Origin of the sequence: Psychrobacter arcticus 273-4 (assembly GCF_000012305.1) — a bacterium.
In the GTDB taxonomy this organism is placed as follows: Bacteria; Pseudomonadota; Gammaproteobacteria; order Pseudomonadales; family Moraxellaceae; genus Psychrobacter; species Psychrobacter arcticus.
On the sequence record NC_007204.1, the window covers coordinates 1454962 to 1474502 of the forward strand.

The 19541-nt window shown below is 42.5% G+C and carries 18 protein-coding genes; 12 read left to right on the forward strand and 6 right to left on the reverse strand.

All coding sequences use genetic code 11. The features are described from left to right. The first annotated feature begins 70 nt into the window (after positions 1 to 70). Genes rfbB through rfbC form a run of 4 tightly spaced genes read left to right on the forward strand, consistent with a single transcriptional unit; the run spans position 71 to position 3563 of the window. The gene (rfbB, locus tag PSYC_RS06300) at positions 71 to 1135 is read left to right on the forward strand and encodes a dTDP-glucose 4,6-dehydratase (RefSeq protein WP_041757673.1); all 1065 of its coding nucleotides are present in this window, start codon (positions 71 to 73) and stop codon (positions 1133 to 1135) included. A 35-nt stretch (positions 1136 to 1170) separates the two neighbouring features. Continuing rightward, positions 1171 to 2076 carry a dTDP-4-dehydrorhamnose reductase gene (gene rfbD, locus PSYC_RS06305; RefSeq protein ID WP_011280485.1) on the forward strand — a complete coding sequence of 302 codons (906 nt, stop codon included), beginning with the start codon at positions 1171 to 1173 and terminating at the stop codon, positions 2074 to 2076. After that, complete coding sequence (rfbA, locus tag PSYC_RS06310) at positions 2073 to 2963, forward strand: glucose-1-phosphate thymidylyltransferase RfbA (RefSeq protein WP_011280486.1); 891 nt, start codon at positions 2073 to 2075, stop codon at positions 2961 to 2963. The genes rfbD and rfbA overlap by 4 nt, the downstream gene beginning before the upstream one ends. A 27-nt stretch (positions 2964 to 2990) precedes the next feature. Next, positions 2991 to 3563 carry a dTDP-4-dehydrorhamnose 3,5-epimerase gene (rfbC, locus tag PSYC_RS06315; protein ID WP_011280487.1) on the forward strand — a complete coding sequence of 191 codons (573 nt, stop codon included), beginning with the start codon at positions 2991 to 2993 and terminating at the stop codon, positions 3561 to 3563. Between the two features lie 229 nt (positions 3564 to 3792). Here rfbC and PSYC_RS06320 read toward each other — a convergent pair whose 3' ends face one another. Both PSYC_RS06320 and glnE read right to left on the reverse strand, forming a co-directional pair. Continuing rightward, positions 3793 to 4722 (reverse strand): branched-chain amino acid transaminase, encoded by a 930-nt coding sequence (locus PSYC_RS06320; protein WP_011280488.1) that lies wholly within the window; start codon positions 4720 to 4722, stop codon positions 3793 to 3795. A gap of 289 nt (positions 4723 to 5011) precedes the next feature. Then, positions 5012 to 7861, reverse strand: a complete 2850-nt coding sequence (glnE, locus tag PSYC_RS06325) for a bifunctional [glutamate--ammonia ligase]-adenylyl-L-tyrosine phosphorylase/[glutamate--ammonia-ligase] adenylyltransferase (RefSeq protein ID WP_011280489.1) — start codon at positions 7859 to 7861, stop codon at positions 5012 to 5014. Positions 7862 to 8151: 290 nt separating this feature from the next. Here glnE and tusD point away from each other — a divergent pair, with 290 nt between their 5' ends. From tusD to PSYC_RS06345, 4 genes are all read left to right on the forward strand, one after another. Continuing rightward, complete coding sequence (tusD, locus tag PSYC_RS06330; protein WP_011280490.1) at positions 8152 to 8583, forward strand: sulfurtransferase complex subunit TusD; 432 nt, start codon at positions 8152 to 8154, stop codon at positions 8581 to 8583. Between the two features lie 105 nt (positions 8584 to 8688). Next, positions 8689 to 9012, forward strand: a complete 324-nt coding sequence (locus tag PSYC_RS06335; protein WP_011280491.1) for a hypothetical protein — start codon at positions 8689 to 8691, stop codon at positions 9010 to 9012. A 98-nt stretch (positions 9013 to 9110) separates the two neighbouring features. Next, a complete protein-coding gene (locus PSYC_RS06340; RefSeq protein WP_011280492.1) occupies positions 9111 to 9449 on the forward strand; it encodes a hypothetical protein in 339 nt (112 codons plus the stop codon). After that, the gene (locus PSYC_RS06345) at positions 9446 to 9802 is read left to right on the forward strand and encodes a TusE/DsrC/DsvC family sulfur relay protein (protein WP_011280493.1); all 357 of its coding nucleotides are present in this window, start codon (positions 9446 to 9448) and stop codon (positions 9800 to 9802) included. The genes PSYC_RS06340 and PSYC_RS06345 overlap by 4 nt, the downstream gene beginning before the upstream one ends. A gap of 91 nt (positions 9803 to 9893) precedes the next feature. Here the strand turns inward: PSYC_RS06345 and PSYC_RS06350 are convergent, their stop codons facing one another. After that, positions 9894 to 10454 carry a tRNA (cytidine(34)-2'-O)-methyltransferase gene (locus PSYC_RS06350; RefSeq protein ID WP_011280494.1) on the reverse strand — a complete coding sequence of 187 codons (561 nt, stop codon included), beginning with the start codon at positions 10452 to 10454 and terminating at the stop codon, positions 9894 to 9896. A 260-nt stretch (positions 10455 to 10714) separates the two neighbouring features. On the opposite strand from PSYC_RS06350, the gene PSYC_RS06355 reads away from it, so the two are divergent. Then, positions 10715 to 10855 carry an entericidin A/B family lipoprotein gene (locus tag PSYC_RS06355; protein WP_011280495.1) on the forward strand — a complete coding sequence of 47 codons (141 nt, stop codon included), beginning with the start codon at positions 10715 to 10717 and terminating at the stop codon, positions 10853 to 10855. A gap of 95 nt (positions 10856 to 10950) precedes the next feature. On the opposite strand, the gene hemW is transcribed toward PSYC_RS06355, so the two are convergent. After that, positions 10951 to 12276: a radical SAM family heme chaperone HemW gene (gene hemW / locus PSYC_RS06360; RefSeq protein ID WP_011280496.1), complete on the reverse strand. Its 1326-nt coding sequence runs from the start codon at positions 12274 to 12276 to the stop codon at positions 10951 to 10953. A 556-nt stretch (positions 12277 to 12832) separates the two neighbouring features. Here hemW and PSYC_RS06365 point away from each other — a divergent pair. The 3 genes from PSYC_RS06365 to accC all read left to right on the forward strand — a co-directional run bounded on the left by PSYC_RS06365 (position 12833) and on the right by accC (position 16483). After that, positions 12833 to 14200 (forward strand): MATE family efflux transporter, encoded by a 1368-nt coding sequence (locus PSYC_RS06365; protein ID WP_011280497.1) that lies wholly within the window; start codon positions 12833 to 12835, stop codon positions 14198 to 14200. A gap of 261 nt (positions 14201 to 14461) precedes the next feature. Next, complete coding sequence (accB, locus tag PSYC_RS06370; RefSeq protein ID WP_011280498.1) at positions 14462 to 14890, forward strand: acetyl-CoA carboxylase biotin carboxyl carrier protein; 429 nt, start codon at positions 14462 to 14464, stop codon at positions 14888 to 14890. Between the two features lie 231 nt (positions 14891 to 15121). Further along, complete coding sequence (gene accC, locus PSYC_RS06375; protein ID WP_011280499.1) at positions 15122 to 16483, forward strand: acetyl-CoA carboxylase biotin carboxylase subunit; 1362 nt, start codon at positions 15122 to 15124, stop codon at positions 16481 to 16483. Between the two features lie 140 nt (positions 16484 to 16623). On the opposite strand, the gene PSYC_RS06380 is transcribed toward accC, so the two are convergent. Both PSYC_RS06380 and leuA read right to left on the reverse strand, forming a co-directional pair. Then, positions 16624 to 17238 carry a hypothetical protein gene (locus tag PSYC_RS06380; protein ID WP_011280500.1) on the reverse strand — a complete coding sequence of 205 codons (615 nt, stop codon included), beginning with the start codon at positions 17236 to 17238 and terminating at the stop codon, positions 16624 to 16626. Between the two features lie 413 nt (positions 17239 to 17651). Beyond that, the gene (gene leuA, locus PSYC_RS06385) at positions 17652 to 19436 is read right to left on the reverse strand and encodes a 2-isopropylmalate synthase (RefSeq protein ID WP_011280501.1); all 1785 of its coding nucleotides are present in this window, start codon (positions 19434 to 19436) and stop codon (positions 17652 to 17654) included. Between the last annotated feature and the right edge of the window lie 105 nt (positions 19437 to 19541).

Below are 19541 nucleotides of genomic sequence, written 5' to 3' on the forward strand. Positions count from 1 at the left end.
TTTATGCACAATGTTCAACACGCCCTAATAAATTACCAAATAAAATTTAGCAATGAGTGTAGATACTTCTATGAACATACTGATCACAGGCGGCGCAGGCTTTATCGGTTCAGCCGTTATCCGTCATATTATAACTAACACCACAGATACCGTTTTAAATATAGATAAGCTTACCTATGCTGGCAATCTAGAGTCGTTGGCTAGCGTATCAGACAGCACACACTATCAGTTTTCCCAAACAGATATTTGCGATCAACCAGCTATCGAAGCACACTTTACTGACTTTCAACCAGATATCGTGATGCACTTAGCAGCAGAATCGCACGTTGACCGTTCTATCACTGGTTCAGCTGCCTTCATGCAAACCAATATTATTGGCACGCATACCTTATTAGAAGTGGCTAGACATTACTATGAAACGCTAAGCGGCGATAAAAAAAGCAACTTCCGTTTTCATCATATATCTACTGATGAAGTCTATGGCGACTTAGACAATGATGATGATTTATTTACTGAAACCACCTCTTACGCGCCAAGCTCCCCCTACTCAGCCAGCAAGGCCAGCTCAGACCATCTCGTACGTGCTTGGGATCGAACTTACGGCTTACCAGTGGTAATTACCAATTGCTCTAATAACTACGGTCCTTATCATTTCCCAGAAAAACTAATACCTTTAGTCATTCTAAACGCATTAGCAGGTAAACCTCTACCTATATACGGCAATGGGCAACAGATTCGAGATTGGTTATATGTTGAAGATCATGCCCGTGCCTTATACTTGGTCGCTACCGAAGGTAAAACAGGTGAAACTTATAATATTGGTGGACACAACGAGCATACCAATATTGAAGTCGTGCAAACGATCTGTGCGTTATTAGAAGAACTGGCACCGAATAAACCGCACGGTATTACAAGTTATGCTGAGCTTATTACCTATGTGAAAGACCGCCCTGGACATGACTTGCGTTATGCCATTGACGCCAGTAAAATTCAGCAAGCATTAGGATGGACACCACAAGAAACATTCAGTTCAGGTTTACGCCAAACTGTCTTATGGTATCTGAATAATTCAGAGTGGGTTGAGCATGTGCAAAGTGGTGAGTATCAACACTGGGTAACTCAGCAGTATCAATAATAGATAAAACCAATAAAAAGACTGACAAAACGATTATGAAAATTGTATTACTGGGTAAAAATGGTCAAGTTGGCTGGGAGTTACAGCGTGCTCTGCAACCGTTAGGACACGTTATTTCACTAGATCGTCAAATGAATGATAATGGGTTGTGTGGTGATATAACCAACTTTACCGCTATAGAACAGCTCTATGCTACCATAGAGCCTGATGTAGTTATCAACGCAGCCGCTTATACCACTGTAGATAAAGCTGAAAGTGATTATAAACAGGCTGATTTAATAAACCATTTAGCTGTTAAACATTTAGCTGATATGTCTAAGCATTTTAATAGCTTGCTGATTAATTACTCTAGTGATTATGTGTTTGATGGTACGCTAGACACGCCTTGGTCAGAAACAGATGATAGAATGCCCATAAATAATTATGGCAGGACTAAGTATGATGGAGAAATGGCTTTAGAGAAAAGTGGTGCAAGATTTATTAACTTTCGCACCAGTTGGGTATATGGCACCCATGGTAATAACTTTATTAAAACCATGCTAAAGCTTGCTCAAAGCAAAGAAGAGCTTAACATCATCGCTGACCAAATTGGCGCGCCAACTGGAGCCGCTTTGATTGCTGATATTACTGCACAAGCACTACGTTACTATTTACTAAACAAACAACCCAGTAGTCTACATGGACACTATAACTTAGCAGCAAAAGGTGAATGTTCATGGTTTGATTATGCTGAGTTTATCTTTGCGACCGCACAAAAAAATATCGGTACAGAACTACTCATAAAGCAGCTGAATCCTATTCCAACATCACAATACCCTACCCCTGCAAAACGTCCGCTCAACTCACGTTTAAATACTGAAAAACTACAAACCCACTTCCAACTGCACTTGCCACATTGGCAACAAGGTGTTGCTCAAGTATTAGGAGAGCTATTGCTATGATTCAAACTAACCGTAAAGGGATTATTCTTGCTGGGGGCTCCGGTTCACGATTGCACCCTATCACTCTAGGCACATCGAAACAGCTTCTTCCGATATATGATAAGCCCATGATTTACTATCCTTTATCGGTACTGATGCTCGCAGGTATTCGAGAAATTTTAATCATATCCACTCCTGAAGACTTACCAAACTTTGAAAAGCTACTTGGTAATGGCGATGATTTAGGGATAAAACTATCTTATAAAGTCCAGCCTTCACCTGATGGCCTAGCTCAAGCATTCATATTGGGCGAAGAGTTTATTGGTGACGATAATGTTTGCTTAGTATTAGGAGATAACATCTTCTACGGGCAAAGCTTTAGCCAGCAATTACTTCGAGCGACTGAACAAGAAACAGGAGCGACAGTATTCGGTTACTATGTAAGTGATCCTGAGCGTTTTGGGGTAGTAGAGTTTGACCAAGATGGCAAAGCACTAAGTATTGAAGAGAAGCCAAATCATCCTAAGTCACATTATGCAGTGACGGGTTTATATTTTTATGACAATCAAGTGGTAGATATTGCTAAAAATGTACAACCCTCCCATCGAGGTGAATTAGAGATTACTGACATTAACAATGCTTACTTAGAACAACAGCAACTTAATGTAGAACTTCTAGGGCGTGGTTTTGCTTGGTTAGATACGGGCACTCACGATTCATTACTAGAGGCTGGACAATTTGTGCAAACTATTGAGCATCGTCAAGGCCTTAAAGTAGCCTGTCTTGAAGAAATCTCTTATCACAACGGTTGGATTGACGACGCACAATTGCTAGAACGTGCCAATTTTTTCAAAAAAACAGGTTACGGGCATTATTTGCTAAAACTACACCAAGAGCATCAACACTAAATTCATAACCACATTAGTATATTCATTATGAACATCATTGATACCAAGATACCAGAGCTATTAATCCTTGAGCCGCGCGTTTTTGAAGATGACCGTGGCTGGTTTATGGAAAGCTTTAATCACAAAAGCTTCACCACTTTATTAAACGAACGTGGGTTTGAAGCACCAAACTTCGTCCAAGATAATCATTCCAGCTCCCAAAAAGGAGCACTGCGCGGCTTACATTATCAGCTAAATCCTTTTGCTCAAGCCAAGCTAGTGCGAGTGGTACAAGGGCGGGCTTGGGATGTGGCGGTAGATATTCGTCAGCACTCACCTACTTTTGGACAGTGGGTAGGTATAGAGCTTACAGCAACCAATCATCGTCAGTTTTGGATACCGGCAGGATTTGCACATGGTTTTATCGCACTCGAAGACAACACTCAGTTTTTGTATAAAACCACTAGCTATTATCACAAAGAAAGTGAACGGACTATTCTATGGAATGATGATAGTTTAGATATTAACTGGCCAGTTGAAGGTTTAGAACTCAAATTAACTGAAAAAGATCATCAAGGCGCTACCTTCACACAAGCTATAGAGATAGGTGATACTTTTTAACTAGAAGCAGCATCAATGGTCTTTCATTTTCTCAATTCTTCTTTTTATTAGGCCAGTTTATAAACTATTAAGTCTAAAATTGGATATTACGCTACCGAATATCAGCATGAAAAATAGCGATTGATAGTCCTTGCTTAGTTTTTGTGTGTATTGCTTACAAGTATCAAAAAGCCAAGGCTATTAAATAGCCTTGGCTTTTTGATTTTATATTACGGTGCTAGATAGCCTATCAATCAATAAAGCTTAACCAGTCCATATATTTCTCATTACGACCATGGACCACATCAAAGTAAAGGGTTTGCAGCTTTTCAGTCAACGGACCACGACCACCATTACCGATAGTACGATCATCGTATTCACGAATAGGCGTCACTTCCGCAGCAGTACCGGTCATAAAGATTTCATCTGCCAAGTAGAACTCATCACGAGTGATACGGCGCTCAATAACCTTGATGCCCAAATCTTCAGCGAATTGAACAATAGTTCGACGCGTGATACCGTCAAGTGCGCCGCCTGCTAAATCTGGGGTATGTAGTACGCCATCTTTGACCAAGAACAAGTTTTCACCGGCGCCCTGGCAGACATAGCCCTGTGGATCCATCAAGATGGCTTCGTCATAACCGTTACGGGTCACTTCTTGGTTCGCCATGATAGATACTGGATAATTGCTGGAGGCTTTTGCCTTACACATGGTCACGTTTGGCAAGTGATGGGTATATGATGACGTTTTTACACGAATGCCTTTTTTAATACCTTCTTCACCAAGATATGCGCCCCAATGCCAAGCGGCTACCATGGCATTGACGCTATTATCGCGTGAGGACAGACCTAGCTTTTCGGCACCGAACCAAATGAGCGGACGAATATAAGCTTCTGCCAAGTTGTTTTGCTTGACCACATCCTTGTGTGCTTGCTCTAAAGTGGCAGCATCAAAAGGTACATCCATCTGAAAAATCTTCGCGGAACCTAGCAGACGCTCGGTATGTTCTTTTAGGCGAAAAATCGCGGTACGGTTATCAGCGGTTTGATAAGCACGGACGCCTTCAAAGACTGCGATACCGTAATGCATGCTATGCGTAAGCACATGAACCTTGGCATCTGGCTGTTCAATCATCGTGCCATTCATCCAAAGCTTGCCTTCCTGCGTTGCCATATTCATCTAATAGTCCTTATGCTAGCGCTGACGTCTAACTTTTTTGTTGAGTGTTAAGTGGATATTTAAATTAAATTTTTATACTGACACTGAGTGTCTATTTTTCAGGTACAAATTTTTTCAGGTATAAACATAATGCGCAAATGATTATATCACCGGCACGCCAAGCAAATACAATATTTTAGTTTATCACTGCATGGCTTTTATTTATACAGCTTAGATTAACACATGAAGTGCAATATCAGTGCTCAGACTGTTTTAACACTGTCCTTTCAATACAGCTGTTTTAGTAAGATTATTCTGTCGATTCCACACCCATCAGATGCTGCCACTGTGCTTGCACGAGTGCGCGGGTTTCGGTCCAAAGTGACTCATCAACCAGTAACACCTGCTCAGATAACGCCAATTGATGCGTCGCGGCGCGTATGCGCAAATAAGCATCGGTCAAATCTTGACAGATCTCGCTCTCCCAAATACCCAGTGTCGCCATCTCCTCAAAGATACGGACGTTATCACTCCATTTGGTCAATGTTGGATGTTCATGCGAATAGGCCAATACGGCAAATTGCGCCAAAAATTCGATATCCACGATACCACCTGCATCTTGCTTGAGATGAAACTTACCTGCCTGCTGTTGCCATTGACTGGTTCCCAGATGCTTTTGCATTTTGAGACGCATACTCGTCACTTCAATACGAACTTGCTCAATGGTACGCGGTAACGCTAAGACCGTACGGCGAATATCACAAAAACGGGCGGTAACACGTTTGTCACCGCAAATTGCGCGTGCCCTGACCAGCGCTTGATGTTCCCATGACCATGCTTTTTGCAGCTGATACGTTTCAAACGCATGACAAGAAACCACCATCATGCCAGCATTGCCTGAGGGGCGCAGACGCATGTCCACCTCATAAGCACGCCCATCACGGGTTTGGGTATTAAGATAGGTCATCAGCTTTTGCGCTAAGCGTGCCGCAAACTTCATACCACTGAACGACTTCTCACCGGTGGTCATGCCCTGCTCTTTTATTTTATGCAAAAAAACCAAATCTAAATCTGATGAATAAGACAACTCAAGACCACCAAGCTTGCCGTAGCCTATGATAGCAAAGCCGCAGTCCGCTTCGGTGACTGGATCACCATCTTGACCGATAGGATAACCATAACGTTTGACGATTTCAGCAAAAGCACGCTCAAGCGCCGCTTCTAGTACCACCTCGGCAATATAGGTTAAAGAGTCCGATACTTTCATGATTGGACGTTCAGCCAACACATCACTGGCAGCGACCGCCAATACTTGGTTCTTTTTAAATAATCGTAATACGCTGAGCAGCGTTTCTTCATCATTAGGCTCCACCCGCAACAATTGCTGGCGCAGGATATCTCGCAACTCAAACTTGTCTGGCAAATGCCGATAGCGCTGCTGTAAAAAAGTATCCAACAACACCGGATACTGTGCCAACTCTTTGGCAATCCAAGGGCTAGCGGACAGCATCGGTATCAGCTCAACCGTGGCATTTGGGTTTTCTGCAATCATGACCAGATAAATAGAACGACGACAAATCGCTTCAAGCAAGGCAATCAAGCGCGGCAATGCGGTATTTGCCAGTTGCTGCTGATCTTGATGAGCAAGTAGCGCATGCACAATTACTGGATACGCCCCATCCAAGCGCTCACGAGCTTCATCACTTAAATTAGCAACCATTTTCGATTGCCAAAAATTTTGCAATTGAGTGCGGTTCTCTTCAGTCAACACGTTATGTAAACGGGCAACTTGCTCATCCAAGTTAGCAGGTTCTGGCTCATCATCATCGTAAGCCGGTACTTGTCGTTCAGTCACTATACGCTCAAACGGCACATTGACATGATCTCGATGATGATTGAGTGTATTTAACAATCCATTCCAGTCTTCAAACCCAAGCGTGAGCGCAAGATTGTGCTGCCAATGGGCATCATGAGGAAGACGCTGGGTCTGTTGGTCATTAATCGCTTGAATACCATGCTCAAGCCGACGTAAAAATCGATAAGCACTCTGCAGTTCTTGATAGGTAGTCTGCTCTAGATATTTAAGCTCATACAGCGCCTGCAGGGCCTTTAAACAAGATTTGACCTGTAGCTGCGGATGTCGTCCACCATAAATCAGCTGAAAGGCTTGGACGATAAACTCAATGTCTCGGATACCGCCAGCGCCAAGCTTAATATTATCCAAATCTTCACGCTGCGCGACTTGATTTTGAATGAGAGACTTCATCTCTCTTAGTGCCGAAAAAGCACTATAATCGACGTAATATCGAAAGACAAACGGCTTAATAAGTGCTTGAATGTCCTCATGGAATGGCTGCTCTATCTGCCCAACGACGCGTGCTTTTAGCCAAGCAAATCGCTCCCATGCTCGTCCATGATGAGAAAAATACTTTTGTAATGCTGGCAGATGAATGGCCAAATCACTACCATCACCCCATGGGCGCAAGCGCATATCCACCCTAAATACAAAGCCATCAGCTGTATTGTTATCGAGCAGCTTGATAATACCTTGACCGAGGCGAGTCATAAAACGTTTATTGTCGATACTACGCGTGCCGTTGGCTTTATCCCCATCAGTTTCACCGCGCGCTTGATGGATAAAAACCAGATCAATATCACTCGATAAATTCAGTTCATGAGCGCCAAGCTTGCCCATCGCCATAATCGCCATATCATCGACTTGCACATTGCCTTTATCATTAATAAAGGTTGGCTGACCATATTGAGTCATCAGCTGCTGATAAATATAGTCTTTGGCAAATAAAATACAGCCATCAGCGAATTCGGACAATTCATCCGTCAGCTGTTCAAGCTCAATCACTGCCAAGGCGTCTTGCCATACCCAACGCATCATGAGTAGCATACGCAAATGACGTAAGCCACTCATCACTTTGGTTTCATGACCAAGCTGGTAGTTTTCATCTAAGGTATAATCTTGAATAAGATCATCGATTTGTTGGCGCGTTAAGGTTGTCTCTAAAGGATAACTACGTAAAAATGTCTGGCAGGCGCCCGTGCGACTTTGCCAAATTTGATAAGCAAACTCACTGGCAGTTTGCAGCACTTGTAGCTGTTCTGATGTGGGCTGATAGCCGTTATCATTGGGTGCGGTAGATAGCATAACGATGATACCTCATTGCAGCATAGAGCCATAAGCCTACGTGAACTGGGCGAATAAATTTATTGTTTTTTCTTACGGGACGGTCACAACTGCTATGAATAAGACAGTCATCACGCTTTTTCATCACGCTTTTATAGTAACATAAATAAAAATTTGCACTGCTAAGCGCGGGCAGATTGGCAAAAAACGAAAAAGCGTTGAATGATGATACAATATAAAGCCATAAGGTCTCAGTCCTTTTTCAATATTCATTTGTTCAATATCTATCAATAATATGTGATACCGCGATTATGACAACCTTAACGCCACTCCTTCTCATCACTGCCGATCCCAGCCATCCACTGGCACATCTGGCATTACGCTATGCACGCGCTTATCTACAAAGCGCCTCTATAGACCATAAATCTGGTGACAGCACCCATCATGGAAACCCTGTATTAAACATCTTTTTTTATGCAGACGCGGCACATACTGCCAACCGTTTACGGTGGCAATCAGCCGATCAATCAAATATTACCCAAGAGTGGCAAGTGCTTGCAGAACAATACCAGCTCGTGCTACCAGTATGCGTCAGTACAGCGCTCAGTCGCGGTATTAGTGATGCGGACAATAGCGCACGCCATCAGTTAGAGACAGAGAATCTAGCGACAGGTTTTAAACTGGTGGGTCTGAGTGAGCTTGCTATGATGATGCAAAGCGACTGCCACTTATTGCAATTTTGATAAATATGATTGAAATAAAAATATAGCAGTCATAAAAGCCAGAACTTACACTCAATAGCCCGTTTGATACTAATAGATAGCGATAAACAAGACTAGGACTACCCCATGAAACTACTCATTCGGCTGCATACGCCCACTGAAATGGCAAGCTATGAAGGCTGTGCGCTGGCTTTGACTTTGGCGACCTTTGGACATGAGGTGCAGCTGTATTTGGATGCGCCAGTTTTTGGGTTTTTAATGCAGCCAAACTCGCGTTTGCAAGGTATGATTCAAGCGCTTGAGCTTTATGATATACCGCCAGCTTGGCTGCCTGATGATGTGTTTAGTGGCTGGATAGCAGGCATGCTGCCGACAGATTTGGCAACACAGCTGGTCTTGATTCCAGAAGAAGTGAATTTACAAGCGTTTGAGCAAATCCTGACTTTTTAATCGCAATACTTTCCATGGTAAAATCCCTTTTTATTATTCAAATATCTATATAGTTGAGTCACTTTAGAATCGACTCTAGCAAACGATTGGACACGAGTATGGCAACTTTATATCAATTACATAGCAGCATGGATACGCTCAGACGCATCACAGAACAAATGGCATTGTCGTGGCAGGCGGGCGACAGTATCCTTTTATTGGGTACGACCGTCGCGTATATAGATTGGCTCAATGCATATTTGGCTGATATCGAAAACATGGAGATAGAAACCATTGCCGGTATTTACGCCCTGGCCGATGATGTGGCACAGTTGCACGAAAACACAGTCGCGAAACTCAATCTGGCGGCGAAGCTCACTGCTATTTTAAGCGATTCAGAATGGGTGGCAATGACCCAAGACAGTCGCTTTGATAAAGTGGTGACGATTACCTTATGAGTACTCCCACTGACTCCACCTTATCATCGCCGAACGTAATCAATGCGGCGTTAGACCAAGATGGGCATTTATGCGACCACACCATCTGGACGCCTGCTATCGCGCAGCAGCTTGCCAATACGCTGAATGTCGATTTAGATACTGAGCGTTTAGCAGTATTGCAGCACGTGCGCGCATTTTTTGTAAGATTCAATCACGCACCGGCCACGCGTCCGCTGATTAAGTGGCTGCAGCAAACCTTGCCTGATTATGATATCAGCAATCAAAAGTTGCAGCAGCTATTTAATACCGGTTTGGTCGCTCGCCATGTCAATCGCCTTGCTGGCTTACCCAAACCGCCTAACTGCTTATAGTACCGCCTAACTGCTGATAGTAACCTCAAATGAAAAGGCCGATAAATAACTTTATTTATCGGCCTTCAATAACTTTTCTATAGTAGAAATACTATTTAGGGTCGTAGACAGTCAGTGTCTCATAGCCGATACTGCGACCTTCATCACCGCTAAAGCCTTGTTGTCGCCACACCTCATATAAGCATATTGCCACGCTATTAGAGAGATTCAAACTGCGCGAATCTGCCAGCATCGGTAGTCGCAGCCAGTTATCAGCGCCAATATCTTCACGAATATCATCTGCCAATCCCGCCGTTTCTGAGCCAAAAACCATGGCTACGTTATTTCCAGAAAACTCACTGCCCGACTCTGCAGTCTCTTGCCCGCCAAAATCATAATCATAAAAGGGTTTGCTTAATTTGGTCGTCAATGCCGTGATGGTATGACAATCAGCATCTTGCAATGCTTGTTTTGCCACCGACCAATCATCGTGTACTTGCAGATGGGCATACTCATGATAATCCAATCCTGCACGGCGCAATTTTTTATCATCCAGCTCAAACCCTAACGGTTTGACCAAATGCAGCTGCGCCCCACTATTGGCACACAGACGAATGATATTGCCCGTGTTACTGGGCATTTTTGGCGCTACCAGCACGATATGAATGGTCATACTCTCTCCGTAATTGGTGCTAAGTTTATTGTTTAAGCTTATATATCAGAGGTAATCAAAAGTTACAGTTTACTGCCAATAATTACATTTTGATACTGGGCACTGATTTTAACTTTGATTATGATGGCTGTAACGGACAAGGGGATCATATAAAAACATTGTCATTGTCTGTTGTCATCTGGCAGTGAAATTTAGGATGTATATTAGGTTTCACCGTTACTACACTACTTATCTCTATCTGTCTTTTTGAGGAACATACTATGAAAAAATTAGTTATCGCATCTTTGGCTGCTATGTTTGTATTAACTGGTTGTAATACTTTTAAAGGTCTAGGTCAAGACGTATCAAGCGCTGGTAGTGCTGTAAGTGGTACTGCACAAGAAGTACAAAACAAAATCTAAGCGTCAAACGTTTGGGTTATGTAAAGGGTTTATCATTGATGTGATAAGCCCTTTTTATTAAGCTTAAATTCTGAACACTTAATCAATATATCATGCTATAAAAATGCTCTTAATATTTGATTGAGGTACCTTTTTCCAAGCTCTGTCGGCTGCAATTGTTCAAGACTGTCCGTCAGCAGACCTTGCTCGATTAATTGAGTGACTTGTATCGTAACGCTGTCATAACTTAGCCCTGTACGCGTCTCAAATAACGACCACGTTACACCATCATGCAAACGTAAGGCATTGAGCATAAACTCACTAATCAACTCATCCTGATCAATGGCTTGCCAGCCAATCATTTTTGGCGCTGGTGTTAACGCCCTATCGGGCTGATGAGCCTCTTGATATTCCATATAGTCTTTTGGCATACGAGATTTACTAAAGCGATAGATACCTGCTTGTTTGTTCTCTTCATCATTGATCAATATGTTAGCAGTCATCTCATGGCTAACTTTGTTATCAATGACCCCTTCCCTAACCGTTACTTTGCCGTGAGCCCCTGCTCCGATTGCCAGATAATCGCCAAACTGCCAGTAGTTGACATTGTGACGACAAGGTTTATCTGCTGCCCCAGACCATGCGGATACCTCATAATTGTGATAGCCTAAATTCTGTAATAATATTTGACCTGCTTCTTCAATATCTGCCAGACGATCCTCATCGGGTAAAACCGGCTGACTGCGATAAAAGACGGTATTAGGCTCAATGGTCAGCTGATACCAAGAGATATGCGTCGCACCTGCATTGTGTGCCATTTGTATATCGTCTAACGCCTCGCTCCTAGTTTGCTCTGGCAATCCATGCATCAAATCCACGTTTACGCGCTCAAAGCCAGCCGCTCGAGCGGCTTTAATCGCAGATAGTGCTTGTATAGGATTGTGAATACGTCCAAGCGTGGTTAATTGCTCAGCAGAAAAGCTTTGCACACCAATCGATAGACGATTGATGCCTACCTCTAAGTATTCAACAAATGGTGCATGCTCAAGTGTGCCTGGATTGGCCTCCATAGTGATTTCGATGTCACTAGCAAATTCATAATATTTCTGTAAACCATCAAACAATCGCTGATACTGCGCAATGGGCAACAACGACGGCGTACCACCTCCGATAAATATAGAGCCAATCTCACGCCCTTGGGTCAATATCTGCTGCATGGCGGCATCTTGCAACAGTGCATCTACATACTCATCATACATGGACAGCTGACCGTCTACTGGTAGCTCATGTGAATTAAAATCACAATAGGGGCATTTTTTGACACACCACGGGATATGGATATATAACGCCAATGGAATGTCTTTCACCTCTATTGCATTCGAATGAGCATCATGAAGAGGGTTTGATTGCTGAAACAGGTGATTAGGTTTGATATTTGACATAAACGGACTTATCTATAAATAGGTAACTGCCATCAATAGCAGAAAATACCGCTAGGATAACGGCTAAGCACGGTAAAAAAAAGCCTAACTTCAAGAAAAGTCTATCAATAACAAAACCAGTAACAAACGTTCAAGTTAAACATTCTTGGTCATAGGCAAAATAACTGAAAACCCCTATTATTATACAAAATCGTTATAAATGACCAACTATACGCGACTCTCAACTTAATATGGGCTATCGTAGGCTGGCGCTTTTAGCCCAGTCAATCGTAACAATTTGCCAAAAACGCTGGGCTAAAGCCACAGCCTACGCCAAAAATTATGATAGTTGAGAGTGGGGTAACTATTATAATTTTTAGCCGCGCTCGAGGATTCTTTTATACTCTGCCTGTCTATTGTTATTAAGAATGGGCTTGCTCATAGTATTTATCGGAGTATTATCGTCACACGCCTCCTGTTGTGCTGTCTCGTTATTGATTTACTGATGACCATATTTCTTCATTAACAAAATCTGTTTATCAAACATAATTATCGTAAAGAATAAAAGTTGCTCCTTATGGTTTTCCCCTTGTCTTTTGTAGATTTCAAAAGCTACAGCTTACGCTTAGGCGTACTTGCCCTTCCCATCTTAATCACCCAGTTTTGTCAAGCGGCGCTTGGTGTTGTCGATGCCATTATGGCAGGTCAAGTTTCGGCGCTTGACTTGGCTGCCGTCGCCGTCGGTTCAGGTATTTGGCTGCCTTTATTTTTATTAGCAACAGGCATTTTGATTGCGACCACGCCTCTGATCGGTGAAGCCATCGGTCAGAAACAACTTGATAAAGTACCGCATATCACCCAGCAGTCGTTATGGACGGCTGCTGTCATTGGTATCCTTGGTTTTATTATTGTAAATTTAGCACCCAATGTACTCGCCCTCATGGGGGTCCCTGAAAATATCCAACCGATAGCAACCCAGTATTTGCATGGCGTATCATTTGGTTTCCCTGCGATTGCTGTTTATGCGGTGCTGCGTAGTTACTGTGAAGCGCTTGGTCGACCTGAGCCGGTGACCGTTATTAGTATTATAGGGCTGCTTGCAGATATCCCACTCAACTATATATTTATCCACGGCTTGTTTGGCATGCCTGAGATGGGCGGCGCAGGGTGCGGGGTGGCAACTGCCATCGTTTTGTGGATTAACGTCTTATTATTAGCCGCTTATACCAGCTTTACTAAGCGTCATCAATTTGCCAGTACGCGCTTTTTTTATGCCTTTGCCAGTCCAAATCGGGCACAAATAAAAAAACTATTAAAGCTTGGTATTCCGATCGGCGTTTCTATCTTTTTTGAAGCCAGCTTATTTAGTTTAGGCGCACTGGTCATCAGTCCATTAGGTGAGCTGGCAACCGCATCGCATCAAGTCGCCCTGTCGGTGACCTCACAGCTGTTTATGATCCCCATCTCAGTCGCTATGGCACTGACCATTATGGTGTCCAACCACTTTGGTGAAAAAAACCTGATGGCACTACGTCAAGTACAAGCAACGGGTCTCATATGGACTGTGCTCATTGCCATGGCTTGTATGATTGGGGTTTGGTTATTTAGACCACAATTGGCAGCGGCATTCACTGACAACCCTGTGGTACGAGCGCAAGCCATGCATCTGCTCATCTTTGCACTTGCTTATCAGCTTTTTGATGGCTGGCAAGTCAATGTCGCTGGCATATTACGTGGCATGCAAGACACGACGATACCAATGTGGGTTACCCTATTTTGCTACTGGATAGTGGCACTACCGCTTGGTATTTATTTAGTACGCTTCACCGATATTGGGGCGCAAGGTTTTTGGATGGCTTTAATCACCGGATTATTCTTATCTTCAATTCTACTTACCATACGTTTGTGCTACCAACAAAAACGTTTATTGGCTATGTGGAGCTAACGATAGGACTGGGTTTACACAAGTTTATCTAAATGTCACTTCTAACAATCATAACTGGCGCTCGTAAGTCACATAGACTATGATAAATTCTTGAGCATTGGTTATTCAAACGAGTGCTTACGTCATAATATGTAAAAAAATTTAGTTAACAACTGTACATCGATTGCTCATTGCCGTGAATATAGGTATCATTAGCAATTATCTACACAATATTTAGTTACACTATTTTTCTCGGATTTGTTACAAGGCAAAAATACAATTATGGATATTGAAAAAATACGCACCCTCATTGCACTCATGGAAGAAAGCGAACTGGTTAATTTGGAAATCAGCTCAGATGACGAGCATATCAGTTTGACTCGTCACTATGATGCACCGGCGCCAACGATGATGGCGGCACCTACTGCTGGCGCTGCACCTATTGCTACTGAAGCGAAGCCTGCCATGAAACCGGGCAGTGTTGAGACGTCGCCTATGGTTGGCGTTTATTACTCAGCCCCTAGTCCTAATGACCCACCATTTATAAAGGTTGGACAAAAAGTACAGGCTGGTGATACGCTTGGTATCATCGAGGCAATGAAAATCATGAACCCCCTTGAAGCGACTCAAAGCGGTGTCATTGACGAGATATTGGTCACTAATTCTGAAGTTGTACAGTTTGGTCAGCCTATCGTACGCTACAAAGCGTAACCAGATTTGCCAACCTTTACTTCGTTATGATGGAGAGCCTGCTATTTATCAGGCAATATCACTTTATAGTACTACCTAGGCTATTTTAGCTTAACTTGATCATATCTAAGCTTAAAGATATCAACGTTAGATAATCACTAGGTTAGATAATCACTAGGCTTAATAATAAAGTTTGATATTGCTCAATATAGCGACTCCATTAAAAAACGCCGCTTCAACAAGGATGACCCCATGATAAAAAAACTGCTCATCGCCAATAGAGGTGAGATTGCCCTACGTATCGTTCGCGCCTGTAAAGCCCTTGGTATTGAAACCGTCGGTGTTTACTCTACGGCTGATGCCAATTTGATGCACTTACGCTTTGTTGATGAAGCCATCTGTATTGGAAAGCCCAATGCCAATCAAAGCTACCTGAATATCAATACTATTTTGACCGCTGCTGAAATCACTGGCGCTGATGCTATTCACCCCGGTTATGGTTTTTTGGCTGAAAATGCTGAATTTGCTGAACGTGTTGAAGAAGCTGGGTTAACCTTTGTAGGTCCTACTGCAGATCATATTCGTCTGATGGGCAATAAGGTTTCCGCTATCAATGCCATGAAAAAAGCGGGTGTACCGACAGTACCAGGTTCAGTAGGTGCTGTGACACTACACAATGCTGAAGAGCAAGCACGCAATATTGGCTTTCCTTTGTTGATTAAAGCGGCATCGGGTGGCGGTGGTCGTGGTATGCGTGTGGTTGAGCGTTTTGAAGAAATTATCGGTCAAGTACAAGCGGCTAAGCAAGAAGCGGAGCTATGGTTTGGTGATGACACGGTTTATATGGAACGTTATCTACAAAACCCACGCCATGTAGAAATACAGGTGCTCGGCGACGGTAATGGCAATGCCATTCATCTATATGACAGAGATTGCTCATTACAGCGCCGTCATCAAAAAGTTTTAGAAGAAGCACCTGCCCCTGATATTCCTGACGATGTCCGTCAACCTATCTTAGATGCTTGCGTAAAAGCATGTAAGCTGGTCAACTACCGCGGTGCCGGTACTTTTGAGTTTTTATTTGAAAATAATGAATATTTCTTTATTGAGATGAACACTCGTGTGCAAGTTGAGCATACCATTACTGAGATGATTACAGGCATTGATGTGGTCGTTGAGCAATTAAAAATCGCAGCTGGCTACGGTTTATCTTATCGTCAAAGTGAGATTGAAATTCAAGGTCATGCGATTGAATGTCGTATCAATGCTGAAGATCCAGTGACGTTTATGCCTTCACCTGGTACGGTCACTCAGCTGTATTCACCTAGTGGGGCTGGTGTTCGCTTTGATTCGCATCTTTATCCTGGCTATGAGATTCCAAGTTACTATGATTCTTTGATTGGTAAGCTTATCTGTCATGGTCAAACGCGTCAGCAAGCGATCTCTAAGACGCTACAGGCACTTGATGAATTGGTTATCGAAGGTATCAAAACTAACATCCCTATGCATCGTGATGTGATTTTATCAGATGATAATTTTGTCCATGAAGCACAAAATATTCATTATCTCGAAAGAGAGCTGTTAACTGCTAATAAAGAAAAAGCTAACTTGTGAACTGATTAAATATTGGTATCAAATACCTTTATCATCAGAGCTTGTCATCATTAAAAAAACCGCTATCTGCACAGATAGCGGTTTTTTTAATGATGACTGCGATTAAAGCTAAAGTAAGGTAATTAAAGAGCATTCTACTACTATGGCAGGATTCTATTAAAATTCATAAAGCACTCTGTCCCATCAGGATCAGCACACCACTGCATCTGATTGCCATCATGATTTAAAAATGCAATCAACGCCTCATTGCTCTGATCTATCTGACTGCCTGAGCAATCTACTTCATTGTTATCATAAACGGTTTTGATAGCAATGATAGGTAGCCCCTCTTCACGGTGCGTAATCAAATAACGTCCATAAGTCCACTCTTTACCACTGACCGACCACATCTCATTATCAGCAGCAAAATTGTAAAGCTCACGGCACTGAGCGGACTTCTTTGCTGATGCAATGCGTTTTTTACTGGTATCTGGTTGAATATTAATGAGGCGTTTTTCGTTTTGTGTGAGTAGCCCTGCACCGGCGTCTATTTTGGGTTCGTTACTTTTAACCTGACTCTTATCTTTTAACACCGCTTGACGAGCCTCAGCTTCTTTGGTCATCGTGATACTACTGTTTAAATCAATCTCCCACTGTCCAGCAATCGCAGGACTAATATGTGTGGTAATGGTCGGCTTACTAACTGCTTCGCCATTTACTGGCAATGATGCCAAAATAGCAGCTAATGAAAATGAAGCAAATGAGAGAGGTTCCATAATTAACCTTGTTATTTATACTATAATAATAATAATGAATACTATGTACATTAGCGTAAGTCTTAGTCACCGAAAACACAAGTAACATTATGCTATAGTCGGTGAAAAGTAATATCGATACAACACCTACTACTGGTGCAAATTTTTCTTGCTTGCTGTGCCTACGCAGACAGAGGCTGCAAAAAATTTACACCAGCAATACGGTAGCGACTTTAAAGTATTTCAACTATATTAAGATTAAGCTTTAACCCCTCAGTGATAAGCACACTTCAGTAAAATTGCCAACTTAGTTTTAAACATTAAAAAAATAACGCCATGGCTCTCATTTGCTTATCGCAATGAGTCATGACGTTATATTTATAGAATATTAAACTTATATGCCTAAATATTTAAACTTCTGGAGTACTTATATATTAAGCAGCAGCGGTACTGACTGCTTGAGCAAAAGCTGATAATGCGCCTTTCAGCATGGCTGATACGGTACTGCTACAAGTACCAATACCTGAATATACTTCACCATCTACATTTAGCTGGATATAAGCCGCCGCATTGGCATTGGTTTTATTATCGCTATTATTATCATCGTCGATACCATTTCCACTATTGTGCTGCGGATTGATCACGTGCTCAGCGTAGTTGATGACATGTATTGCTTTGCCCGTGTGCTGCGCTAATCCATCGATAAAGGAAGATAATGGACCATTACCTTTACCCTCAATAGTAATGGTGTCGCCATTCATCTGCACTTGACCATCAAAGTAGACCTCGCCACTTTTATTATTGACCGTATAATCTAAAAGCTCAAAACTGCCTTGCTGTAGATAGGTATCTTCAAAGGTTTGTAAAATTTCATCATTTTGCAATTCACGAGCCGCTGTTTCAGCTTGTTTTTGTACCACACCACTAAAGTCAATTTGCATCCAACGTGGTAAGTTAAAGCCATAATTGCGCTGCAAGATATAAGCAACCCCACCTTTGCCAGATTGACTATTGATACGTACCACATCTTGATAACTGCGACCGATATGCGCCGGATCAATTGGCAAATAGGCTACATCCCAGATGTTTTCAGTCTGCTCGACATGTTTCTCATTATAGTCAAGGCACTTTTTGATCGCGTCTTGATGTGAGCCACTAAAGGCAGTAAACACCAGCTCACCCACATAAGGATGACGTGGATGTAAGGGTAAGTTATTACATTCGCTAACGACTTGCACAATCTCGCTCATGTTACTAAAATCAAGCTCTGGATCGATACCTTGGCTAAACAAGTTCATCGCCATGACCATAATATCCATATTGCCAGTACGTTCGCCGTTACCAAGTAAGGTACCCTCGATACGATCTGCGCCAGCAAGTACACCAAGCTCAGCAGCGGCAACCGCGCAGCCACGGTCATTATGCGTATGCAAGCTAATAGTCACATGCTCACGCTTGGCAAGGTTGCGACAAAAATACTCGACTTGGTCAGCGAATACATTGGGCATTGACGCTTCAACAGTCGCAGGTAAGTTTAATATTACCTCTTGACCATTTTCAGGCTGCCAAACATCACAAACGGCATCACAGACTTCTACTGCATATTCAGTCTCAGTTTGACTAAAGCTCTCTGGTGAATACTGGAATATCCATTCTGTTTCTGGATATTTTGCCGCATATTTCACCAATAATTTAGCACCAGTAATAGCAATCTCTTTGATTTCATCTTTATCTTTGCCATATACTTTTTCGCGTTGGATGCGGCACGTTGAGTTATAAATGTGAACAATGGCACGCGTTGCGCCTTTTAATGACTCAAAAGTACGAGCAATCAAATGTTCACGTGCCTGCACTAACACTTGCAAAGTCACGTCATCAGGCACATGATTTTCTTCAATCAATTTACGAGCAAAATCAAACTCTACTTGCGCCGCTGAGGGAAAACCTATTTCAATCTCTTTAAAACCCACGTCTACTAAGGTTTCAAAAAAACGCATTTTTTGCTCGATAGTCATCGGATCAATCAATGCCTGATTGCCATCACGCAGATCCACACTTGCCCATATCGGTGATTTCTCAAGCGTTTTGCTCGGCCATGTGCGATCTGGCAACAAAGGCGCAAACGCAAAAGGACGATATTTACGGAAATCGAAAGCGGCTTTTTTTGGTGTGCTCTTTGCAGCTGGAGTCACTACAGGGCGTGTTGCTTGGTCAGACATAATCAATCCTTAGATGGCATTAGGTTTATATTTATAGTGAGGCAATCAATACCAAAATCCTGCTTTATCATACGAGATAATACTAACTTATGCCATTATAATAAC

Excerpts from the sequence above, each read along its gene's own strand:
- PSYC_RS06335 (WP_011280491.1), top strand. The coding sequence starts at position 8,689 with ATGAAACTACTCATTCGGCTGCATACGCCCACTGAAATGGCAAGCTAT.
- PSYC_RS06340 (WP_011280492.1), top strand. The coding sequence starts at position 9,111 with ATGGCAACTTTATATCAATTACATAGCAGCATGGATACGCTCAGACGC.
- PSYC_RS06355 (WP_011280495.1), top strand. The coding sequence starts at position 10,715 with ATGAAAAAATTAGTTATCGCATCTTTGGCTGCTATGTTTGTATTAACT.
- PSYC_RS06320 (WP_011280488.1), bottom strand. The coding sequence starts at position 4,722 with ATGAATATGGCAACGCAGGAAGGCAAGCTTTGGATGAATGGCACGATG.
- tusD (WP_011280490.1), top strand. The coding sequence starts at position 8,152 with ATGACAACCTTAACGCCACTCCTTCTCATCACTGCCGATCCCAGCCAT.
- PSYC_RS06365 (WP_011280497.1), top strand. The coding sequence starts at position 12,833 with ATGGTTTTCCCCTTGTCTTTTGTAGATTTCAAAAGCTACAGCTTACGC.
- PSYC_RS06345 (WP_011280493.1), top strand. The coding sequence starts at position 9,446 with ATGAGTACTCCCACTGACTCCACCTTATCATCGCCGAACGTAATCAAT.
- accB (WP_011280498.1), top strand. The coding sequence starts at position 14,462 with ATGGATATTGAAAAAATACGCACCCTCATTGCACTCATGGAAGAAAGC.
- hemW (WP_011280496.1), bottom strand. The coding sequence starts at position 12,276 with ATGTCAAATATCAAACCTAATCACCTGTTTCAGCAATCAAACCCTCTT.
- rfbA (WP_011280486.1), top strand. The coding sequence starts at position 2,073 with ATGATTCAAACTAACCGTAAAGGGATTATTCTTGCTGGGGGCTCCGGT.
- rfbC (WP_011280487.1), top strand. The coding sequence starts at position 2,991 with ATGAACATCATTGATACCAAGATACCAGAGCTATTAATCCTTGAGCCG.
- accC (WP_011280499.1), top strand. The coding sequence starts at position 15,122 with ATGATAAAAAAACTGCTCATCGCCAATAGAGGTGAGATTGCCCTACGT.
- rfbD (WP_011280485.1), top strand. The coding sequence starts at position 1,171 with ATGAAAATTGTATTACTGGGTAAAAATGGTCAAGTTGGCTGGGAGTTA.
- leuA (WP_011280501.1), bottom strand. The coding sequence starts at position 19,436 with ATGTCTGACCAAGCAACACGCCCTGTAGTGACTCCAGCTGCAAAGAGC.
- rfbB (WP_041757673.1), top strand. The coding sequence starts at position 71 with ATGAACATACTGATCACAGGCGGCGCAGGCTTTATCGGTTCAGCCGTT.
- glnE (WP_011280489.1), bottom strand. The coding sequence starts at position 7,861 with ATGCTATCTACCGCACCCAATGATAACGGCTATCAGCCCACATCAGAA.
- PSYC_RS06350 (WP_011280494.1), bottom strand. The coding sequence starts at position 10,454 with ATGACCATTCATATCGTGCTGGTAGCGCCAAAAATGCCCAGTAACACG.
- PSYC_RS06380 (WP_011280500.1), bottom strand. The coding sequence starts at position 17,238 with ATGGAACCTCTCTCATTTGCTTCATTTTCATTAGCTGCTATTTTGGCA.